The sequence below is a fragment of the Lewinella cohaerens DSM 23179 genome, assembly GCF_000379805.1.
Taxonomy (GTDB): domain Bacteria; phylum Bacteroidota; class Bacteroidia; order Chitinophagales; family Saprospiraceae; genus Lewinella; species Lewinella cohaerens.
Genome location: NZ_KB903542.1, coordinates 166,388 through 175,960, shown reverse-complemented (window position 1 = coordinate 175,960; position 9,573 = coordinate 166,388). Strand labels below are relative to the sequence as shown.

General features: G+C 45.8%; 8 protein-coding genes. All 8 read right to left on the bottom strand.

The features are described from left to right. Positions 1 to 238 precede the first annotated feature (238 nt). Positions 239 to 1,084, bottom strand: a complete 846-nt coding sequence (locus A3EU_RS0111985; protein WP_020536410.1) for a universal stress protein — start codon at positions 1,082 to 1,084, stop codon at positions 239 to 241. A gap of 137 nt (positions 1,085 to 1,221) precedes the next feature. Then, positions 1,222 to 2,091, bottom strand: a complete 870-nt coding sequence (gene rfbA / locus A3EU_RS0111980) for a glucose-1-phosphate thymidylyltransferase RfbA (protein ID WP_020536409.1) — start codon at positions 2,089 to 2,091, stop codon at positions 1,222 to 1,224. Positions 2,092 to 2,101: 10 nt separating this feature from the next. Further along, entirely contained in the window at positions 2,102 to 2,470 is a 369-nt protein-coding gene (locus A3EU_RS0111975) for a hypothetical protein (RefSeq protein WP_020536408.1), read from the bottom strand. A gap of 16 nt (positions 2,471 to 2,486) precedes the next feature. Beyond that, entirely contained in the window at positions 2,487 to 4,448 is a 1,962-nt protein-coding gene (locus tag A3EU_RS0111970) for a hybrid sensor histidine kinase/response regulator (RefSeq protein ID WP_020536407.1), read from the bottom strand. Between the two features lie 5 nt (positions 4,449 to 4,453). Further along, positions 4,454 to 4,837 (bottom strand): hypothetical protein, encoded by a 384-nt coding sequence (locus A3EU_RS0111965; protein ID WP_020536406.1) that lies wholly within the window; start codon positions 4,835 to 4,837, stop codon positions 4,454 to 4,456. A gap of 54 nt (positions 4,838 to 4,891) precedes the next feature. After that, complete coding sequence (rlmD, locus tag A3EU_RS0111960) at positions 4,892 to 6,307, bottom strand: 23S rRNA (uracil(1939)-C(5))-methyltransferase RlmD (RefSeq protein WP_020536405.1); 1,416 nt, start codon at positions 6,305 to 6,307, stop codon at positions 4,892 to 4,894. 111 nt (positions 6,308 to 6,418) lie between these two features. After that, positions 6,419 to 6,805 carry a hypothetical protein gene (locus A3EU_RS0111955; protein WP_020536404.1) on the bottom strand — a complete coding sequence of 129 codons (387 nt, stop codon included), beginning with the start codon at positions 6,803 to 6,805 and terminating at the stop codon, positions 6,419 to 6,421. Between the two features lie 208 nt (positions 6,806 to 7,013). Then, positions 7,014 to 9,548 (bottom strand): polynucleotide kinase-phosphatase, encoded by a 2,535-nt coding sequence (locus tag A3EU_RS0111950; protein WP_020536403.1) that lies wholly within the window; start codon positions 9,546 to 9,548, stop codon positions 7,014 to 7,016. Positions 9,549 to 9,573 lie beyond the last annotated feature (25 nt).

Here is a 9,573-nt window from a genome sequence, read left to right as displayed (position 1 = left end):
ATACTGTTTTTGGGTATACCAAAGAAAGAGCTGCTCAGTATGAGAAGAACCCCCGTTTTGTTGAGTAGAGGGTGCTCATTGCGTTTACGTGGGTGTTCTCCCGACTTTTTAGTCGGGAGAACAACACCGCGAACAACACCGCGAACAACACCGCGAACAACACCGCGAACAACACCGCGAACAACACCGCGAACAACACCGCGAACAACGTGAGCACCGACATGAGCGCGGCGAATACCTATCCTGGCCAGATCAACAGCGGAACGTGGGTGTATTCTGCCGTTCGCTTACTTTGGCTACGGTGGAAGAGCTCTTGAAAGAAATTACGGCGTGGGCGCACCAGTACTTGTAAGTCGATATGGTACATTAAATTAAAGGCCTCCAGTGCTTCAGTAGTATCTTCTTCTTCTGACTGGTGAAAGGTAATATTTACGCCCTGAAGTTGATTTTTGAATACGCCTATTAGTTCATCTAAATCCATTTCGGTACGTTCGTCATCATCTGTGACAATATGCAGACAGCGTAACTCCGGTTGCTGAGGCTTAAGGAAGTCTACCAACTTAAGAAGGTGTACAACATCGGCCCGGTGCAGGTCGGTAGCAAAGCTAATACGATCCAGAGGTTGGTAACCAGCAGCAGCGGGTACTATTAATACGGGTACTGTAGGATGATCGATAATATCTTTTGATACACTACTCATCCACCAAGGCTTTCCTGCTGCGCCTCGAGTACCAACAACGATCAAATCGGCCTCTTCTTCCGCCAATTCATTAATGGTAATTCCTACAGGGCCTATTTCCACTTCTGTGGTGAGGGTAATCTCGTTTTTCAATTGATCGCCCATCTTGGTGAGAGTGTCCTCTGCCAGCTTTTGGAGGTTGACACGTGCGTCGTCCAATAGTTTTCTATTGATGGTAGGCACCGTTTGGGGAATCTCCAGCATTGCATCAGAAACAGGTTCTAGCACGTGGAGTAATTTTACCTCGGCTTGGTATACGTCAGCTAAACGGAAGGCATAAGACAATGCATTCTCAGCTGCGGGAGAAAAATCGAGGGAACAGATTATTTTTTTGATAGCAGTCATTGCTTTGGAACTTAATTGATCTTTACTAGAGACAAATTAAGCCTGAAACAACACCCGCTGCGGCTAGGTTCGTCAGTAGAAGAAGATGATTTTTGTCACCACCAGTCGATGTGCGTAAATCCTACTCTCCGATTTTTTTATTGGTCTCGGTGGAGTAATTGTAACAGGTATTCCCCGTAGCCACTCTTAAGGTACTTCTGACCCAATCGCTCAAGCTGTTCTTGTCCAATAAACCCCTGACGATAAGCAACCTCTTCTATACAGCCAATTTTTAACCCCTGGCGATCTTCAATAACCTCAATAAACTGCCCTGCCTGAATCAAGGATTTGTGAGTGCCGGTATCCAACCAGGCTACTCCTCGACCGAGTACATTTACTTGGAGGTCTCCTCTTTCAAGATAGTATTTGTTGATATCCGTGATTTCGTATTCTCCTCGGGGGCTGGGTTTTAGATTTTTAGCAATATCCACCACCTGGTTATCATAGAAATACAAGCCGGGTACGGCGTAATTGCTTTTTGGGTTAGTGGGTTTTTCTTCAATCGAAATGGCTTTAAAGGCCTCATCAAAAGAAACGACACCATAACGCTCGGGGTCTGCGACCCAGTAAGCGAACACAATGCCGCCATCAGGCTGAGAACAATTCTTTAGCTGCTCGTCAAGGCCAACTCCGTAGAAAATATTATCACCTAATACCAAGGCAGCTGCATCCCCGTCAATAAAGTCTTCACCAAGTACAAAGGCTTGGGCAAGTCCATTGGGTTCGTGTTGCGCTACGTAGCTGAAATTACAACCAATAGCTGATCCATCTCCAAGTAACTTTTCGAAATTGGGCAAATCTTCGGGGGTAGAGATGATTAAAATGTCTCTTATCCCTGCCGACATAAGAGTGGAAAGAGGATAATAAATCATGGGCTTGTCGTAAACAGGCATGAGTTGTTTACTTACGGCAAGAGTCAACGGATATAGGCGAGTACCTAAACCGCCGGCGAGAATGATTCCTTTCATTTGATGGTATTTAAATGTTTTTCAAAATACGACTTACTTCTGTGGCTACTTTTCTGCCATTGCGTTCCAGGGTAGTAAGTTGTTGTTGAACGTCCTTGGGGTTAACCTCCTTGTTCTTTAAATGTTTTTTTGCAAAATCCCATAGTTTTAGATTAGCATTGATCAGAGCTCGGTCACCAGAAAAACTAAGGGTTGACTTGTAGTGATGACAAAAACTATCGAGATTGATCCAGTCTTTTTGTTCATAAAGCTTTCGGGGAACCAGGTAATTGTTTTTGAGTTCTTTTAGCAAGGTTTCCAGAAGTGTTTTCATGGTTCTGGAGTCTCCCCCTGACATGGTCTCAAGATAGGAAAGGTCTAGCTTACTCTTAATGGGCATATTTTTCTTTGTGCTTTTATTTAACGTATTGAGCTATCTTTTCAAAAAGCTCCTCTGGATTAAAAGGTTTTAAGACGTAATCATTCATACCTGCTTCAAGGTATCGCTCATCTTCGGCGATTTGGGTTTGGGCTGTCATCGCCAGTACTGGAGTTGTGGTATGCTTATCATTCAACGTAGTTCTAAGGTAGCGCGTAATACTGAATCCGTCTTCGTCGGGCAGTTGGATGTCCATCAGAATCAAATCAAACGAGGTGTTTTCAAGTGCTTGTCGAGCTTGGGCACCATTTGGAGCAATGGTTATTTCTAAATCAGACCATTCTTGTTCCAGTGTTTTTTGCAAGACAATTTGATTCATGGGGTGGTCTTCGACAATAAGTATTCTCTTGGGGACTTTCCTTGTTTGTGCAGCGGCTTGCTTGGTCGAAGCTGAAAGGCCAGGGCTAGGAGGGTTTGTTTCGAGTTGTAATGGTAAATCAATCGTGAATTTTGATCCTTTTCCTAGTTTAGCGCTTACGCTAATTTGCCCTCCCATACGCTCTATGAGTTGCTTGGCAATACTTAACCCTAGCCCTGTCCCCTCTTGCCGCTTTCCTGTAGTATAGATACGATGAAAGGGTTGGAAAATGGCGGCTTGTTGGTCTTCTTTGATGCCGGGCCCAGTGTCCTGAATGATTAATTGCACATTAATTCCTCCTGAAGGCGCTTCTTTCCAGTTGATTTGTAGGTCTACCTGGCCTTGTTCTGTGAATTTGACCGCATTCCCGAGGATATTATACAAGACTTGGCTAATCCGCTGCTTGTCTCCTTTTACGCGATGTGCTAATGGAGGTGAAAGATCATAACGGAGTACTAAGCCTTTGGCAAGTGCTTTGGGCTTGAGCACATCAACGATTCTACGAATAGTTAGCGGCAGGTCAAAAGAGTCTCCCTCCATGCTTAGCGCATCATTCTGTAAACTAGAGGTGAGTAGGATGTCATTTATTATCCCCAGTAAAAGATGAGAGGCTTCTTGTACGGAGTATACATACTCCTCTTGCTCTTTGTTTAAAGGGGTTTTTATAAGTAAGTTGCTCATCCCTACAATGGCATTCATCGGAGTCCGCAGCTCGTGACTGACGGTAGCAATAACTTGTTCCCGTACCCTGGCAGTTTCTTCTGATAATTGCTGGGCCAGCTGTAATTCTTCTGTTCTTTTTTGTAGGGTAATATCTTGAAGAGTGCCCACGTAATAGCTTTCTTGTTCATTCCGTTCTACTCGCCGGCTATTTAAAAGCACATGGACGGTCCTTCCATTCTTTTGCTGGAAAGGGCTGTCCTGTTGAAAAGCTAGTTGAGCAGGCTCATGATCTTCCTGTGCTCGCAATAAATAAAAGGGGCAATCAGGTGACTGGATATCATTGTAGGTGTAAGTACATTCACCGTGGTTCATTCCTAGTATTCGATAAACTTCTTTGCTGGCAAAGAAAAAACCGTCAGAAGGCCGAAATTCCCAGTTGCCAATGCGGGCAATCTGCTGAGCCTCTTCCAAGCGCATTAAAATTTGCTTTCGTTCGATCGAAAACCGGAGTACCCGATATAGCTGAGGAGGTTCGAATTCGCCTTTTACCAGATAGTCCTGAGCACCAGCTCCCACTGCTCGTACGCCTTGATCGCGGTCACTCGTTCCTGTAAGAACAATAACGTTGGTGTTCGGAAAGGCATCAATTAGCCGCAAGAGGGTGTCGATGCCCGTACTGTCGGGAAGGCTGAGGTCCAATAGGACGGCATCAAAATCCTTCTCTCCATTTAATTGTTCCAGGCCTTGGGCGAGTGTGGCTGCAATAGTCGTTTCACAATCCTGTTCAGGATTAGCAGAAAGTAATACGCTGACTAGGCCCGCATAACTAGCTTCGTCTTCGATCAATAATACTTGCATCATCGCTCGTTTATCAAGCAAAGGTTGCCGTAAAGAACGCTGTGTAAGCTTATTGTCCATGGTTTCTAGTCTTCTACTATCTCGGCAGGGCCAGCGTCGGTAGCGGGTATAAATACGAATTGGGCGTTGCCTTCGTGCCAAACCAGACAGCAAATAGCACCTTCATTCGTCTTGTATACGGTAGTAAAGCGCTCAACGTTCTCCATTGCGACCACTTTTTTTGCAGCCAGCTCTTCTAAGGTCGAAGCATTAACCGACCAGCCCTCTGTTGTAGCCTCTGCAGCTACAACAGGTATACCTAAGCCAGCGGCTTCTTCTTCCTGGTAAACAACGAATACCGGATAGTTAGAAATATCCTGATCTTTAATGGTATTAGCAGTCTTTACCAAGAGCAATAAATAGGGGTGTAATTGCTTTTTTAAATCATGTAAACCTTTCTCACTCAACATAAGCAGTCTTTAGGATTTTGATTCCCAATTGCCGCAAGATACAGACTATTTCCCTTACGAACGTTTTACCAATAAGGCTACATTCTCTATGTGGGAGGTGTGTGGAAACATATCTACCGGACGCATTTTCTCTACGCGGTAAACCTCGTCTAACAATTGCAAATCGCGGGCTTGGGTAGCTGGATTGCAACTCACATACACTAATTTTGGAGCAGCCAGCTGGATAAGCATTTGTACGACCTTAGGGTGCATGCCGGCTCTCGGTGGATCAGTGATAAGTACATCAGGAGCTCCATGCTCTTGAGCAAATTCATCGGTAAGGATATCTTTCACGTCACCAGCATAAAAACGGGCATTTTCGATACCATTGAGTTCTGCGTTAATTTTCGCATCATCAATAGCAGCAGCAATTTCTTCGATGCCTACGATCTGCCGGCATTTTTTAGCCAGGTAAAGGCCTATACTGCCGATGCCTGTATAGAGGTCATAAACATTTTCTTCCCCGGTAAGGCCAGCAAATTCGGCGACGATATCAAAAAGTCGAGTAGCCTGACCTGTATTGGTCTGAAAGAAAGACTTTGGACCAATACGGCAGCGAATATGGCCGAGGGCTTCTTCTATATAAGGTGTACCCTGAAAGAGATGCATCTCCAAATCCATCAGGTACTCGTTGACCTTGGAGTTGACACAATAGAAGAGACTGGTAATTTCCGGAAGCTTCGCCTGTACAGCTGTTAGGAAAGACTTAATGGCATCCTGATCATCGACGTAGAAGGCAATTAGTACCATGGTCTGTCCCAGACTACTGGTGCGAATTACCAATTGGCGCAACGAGCCCGTACGTTCTCGCATATCGAAGAAAGGGAAATCCATTTCTATCGCGAGTTCTCTGACGCCTGTGCGAATAGCATTGGACGGATCCCCCTGAAGGTGGCAATGATCTATCTGGATCAGTTTGTCGTAAGCTCCTGGCCGGTGAAACCCGACTACTTCCGACATTTGAGAGATACTTTCATCTTTGACTTCTTCGTCAGTTAACCAGCGGCGATTAGCGCAGCCAAAATCGAGTTTGTTACGGTAGTAAGTCGTTTTTTCTCCACCTAATATAGGTTGCTTTTCCCCTACATCAACTTTGCCGATCCGTTGAATCGTATCGTAAACACCTTGTTCTTTGTGTTGCAATTGAGCAGCGTAATCTACATGCTGCCACTTGCAGCCCCCACAAACGCCAAAATGAGCACAGAAAGGCTCAACACGATCGTCTGACTTTTTGTGGAAATGGTTGGGTCTACCCCAAAGAACGCCTTTACGTTTTTTGAAAATCTGGACATCGGCAATGTCTCCTGGAGCAGCGCCTTCAGCAAAGACAACCTTGCCTTCTGGATCTCGGCCCACACAACGACCTTTATCGGCCATACTTGTGAACGTTACATTGTACAATACTTCAGGATATCTCTTGCGGCGTGCCATAATTTTCGAATTAGAGCGCAAAGCTAAGCATAATGTAGGATAGAATGTGGATCACTTTAAGAAATCCGTGGCCCGTCAAGTAGAGTAGGATAGAAGGCTGATCGAATAGGATTAGCTACTGTGATATAACCGCTCCAATTGCGTATGCAACCGCTGTACCAATAGCTGCGTAATTCTCCGATTGATTTCGGCTTCGTTCTTTAGATAAAAGTCAAGTTCTTCTTTCGTGAATTGCCCTACGATGATACCAAAGAGTAGCCCCCGTAGGCGATTGTCTTTGCCAATGCTGTGTTGTACTTGTTGTTTTTGCTGAGCAATGTCCATTGTTGCAAACCTAATTTTCCGCTTCACGAAAAAATGGCTGGTAATAGACAGGAATAATTCATTCTGAAGCTTTAAAACAGGTCTTAAAGTCTGATGCAAAAAAGCCTCTGCTGGATGATCAGTGGGCAAGCTTTCAATCTGTGGTCGTATTTGCAAGCGAGGATCTGGGGACATAGCATATTTTATCTTGGTTAAAGGGGGACATGGCGATTGTATCACAATCTTGGAGTTAGAGGGTAGAAACGAGCTTAAAATTCACCAATGTCGGATTTTCTTACCGACATTAGGAGTTATTCCTAGTCGTTCACTATCCCTCTGCACTCCAGCTTTAGGGCGCGAAGCAGCCCATGTCTTTATAAAAATAGGTAGGAGTGTCAGCTTTTTACAGGCTTACATCTACCTCTTCACTTTCCAGTGCGAGGATAGAAAACACGCATTTGTGTACATTGTTCAGCGCCTGACGAGCGACGAAACGTTCCATCGCCTCAATCCCGAGAGCGAATTCCCGCTCGGCGAGGCTGCGCTTCTTTTTGAGGTGCCGTTGACGTAAGCGCACCATATTGTCAGGCAGGGTGTAATCGGGGCCATAGATGATCCGCAAATACTCCTGGCCTCTGACTTTTAAGGCGGGCTGCACCAGGGAGTTCTTTTGTCTGGCCACGAAAGAGGCAGGTTTGACTACCATCCCTTCTCCTCCTGCACTGGTGAGGCCAAGCCACCATTTGGTAGTAGCCTGAATATCTTCTTCATTGTGAAGATTTACCCAGCGGTGATTCGTAGCCACGAGGCAAGGTTCCTCTTTGTTGCAAAAAGTGTCTAACTCTTGAAGGTGCCAAGCGTGATCTTTGTCGGTATGAACTTGACCTTCGGTCGCTAGCAAGTGGAAAGGAGCAATCCGTAAATCCTCCGGCCCCACCGCGTCCCAACAGTAATGGCGGTAAGCCTGGCGGAATTTCAAAACATTCTCTTGGCGTTGAGAGAGTCGGTCTTTCAATGGACCTAATTCCGGCAACCTCAAGAGGGCATTATCTACGGTCACTTGCGCCGCTGCCAAGGAAAGGTCGCCCGCAGTGGCGGTAGCGGCATATTGAGTTTTAAGCAGCTGGCTGGCTTTTGCTGACCAAGGCATCAGTTCGGCATCCAGTAAGACCCAGTCAGTTTGGTGGCGTTCCCAAAATCCGCTTCGACTTAGTTGCTTGTTGATTCTCGTAAGTAAAGCCTGTTCTGTAGTAGAATCACTGAAAAATTTTCTTCCTGTACGGGTGATTATCCAACCCAAGCCTTTCTCTACACCAAATCGTTTCGTAAGTGCTGCTGCTGTTTTCCCTATCGTAATAACAGCTCTGGAACCCATGTGTTTTTCTTGGCACACAACCCGATCTAGTCCTTGCTCACGATAGTAATCAAAGGCTTCTTTAGGGTGTTCTAAAAAGCTAGGCAGACTACTGGTTTTTACTGGCGACATGGTCGGTGGTAAGTAAATCAACTGACGAGGATCAACAGCAAATCGACTCATTGTTTCCAGCGCTTGAACGGCTTGGTTTGCTGGTATCAGGATTTTAGTACACAAACGTGTTTCAATGGTTTTCCTTCCTAATACATTGGCTGCTTTCAGGGTGGTACTGTTATTAGTAGCTGGTGGCTGAAAAGGTCGACTGCTATGGGCGTAGGTTTCGAGCGCTGGAACCTGGACGATCTCATTTTCCGGATAACGCAATGCTGTGAGCGTACCCCCAAACACACAACCAGTGTCCAGACACATGGTTTGGTTGAACCATTGTGGTTGGCTCACGGGAGTATGCCCATAAACGATTTTTGCCTTTCCCTGGTAGTCTTGTGCCCAAGGGTAGCGTTCTGGGAGTCCGTGCTCGTCTGTTTTGCCAGTAGTTTTGCCGTAAAGGCAAAAAGAACGTACGGCATTACCTTCTCGCCCGTGCATCGATTCTTCTAAGCCTGCATGAACAACCAATAGCTTGCCATGATCTAGTTCTAAATGCCAGGGGAGTTGCTGCAAGAACTGTAATGCTTCCTGTTGAAATTCAGGGGTGGTGGCAGATAGTTGCTCCAAAGTCATTTCCAAGCCATGAGCTATTTTTACCTGCCGGCCTTCGAGGTGTCTTTTGAGTTTGTCGTCATGGTTGCCAGGTACACAAAGAGCTTGTTCCTGAGCGACCATTTGCATGGCCAGCTTAAGTACCTTATGGCTTGCTGGTCCACGATCGACCAAATCGCCAACGAAGATGACTTTTCTACCAGGTGGCGTGCTGATCTTGAAATCACCTGTAGTGGTTTCTTCCACTTGGTAGCCGAGTTTGTTCAGCAAGGCAAGCAGTTCTTCGAAACAACCGTGTACATCGCCAATGATGTCAAACGGCCCGGTAAAGGTTTTATAATCACTGGGCATGGGATGATAAGTGATACTTGTTTCTTTCCCTTCCGGTAATAGCCAATACTGGCGAAAACCTTCTTTGCGCAACTGCCGAAGAGCTTGCCGTGCTCGCTGATGCTGGTTGACAATCACCCGCACCGGAAGCTGCCGATCCGGGCGTTGCTGATTGCGCGTTTTTAGCGTTTTTAAGTCAGGTTGTAGAACAATGGCGTAGGCACTTATGTGGTATTCGTGGGCTATTCTTACCAGTGCTTTCCTGCCCTCCATGTCAAGGTTAGTCGCATCAATGATCGTGAATAAGCCTCTTTCCAGCCGCTTGCGAACAATGAGGTACAATACCTCAAAGGTTGCTTGATTGGCATCCAGTACTTGTTCGTCGTTGGCAACCATTGCCCGACACTGGTCAGAAGACAGGATAGCCGCTGAATTAAAGTGGGTTTTAGCAAAAGTAGACTTTCCTGCTGAGCTGGCACCTACTAATAAAACGAGGCCTTTTTCGGGGAGGTTTATGTTGATTGAAGTATTCATTGGTATAAATTAATGCTAAGTTGTA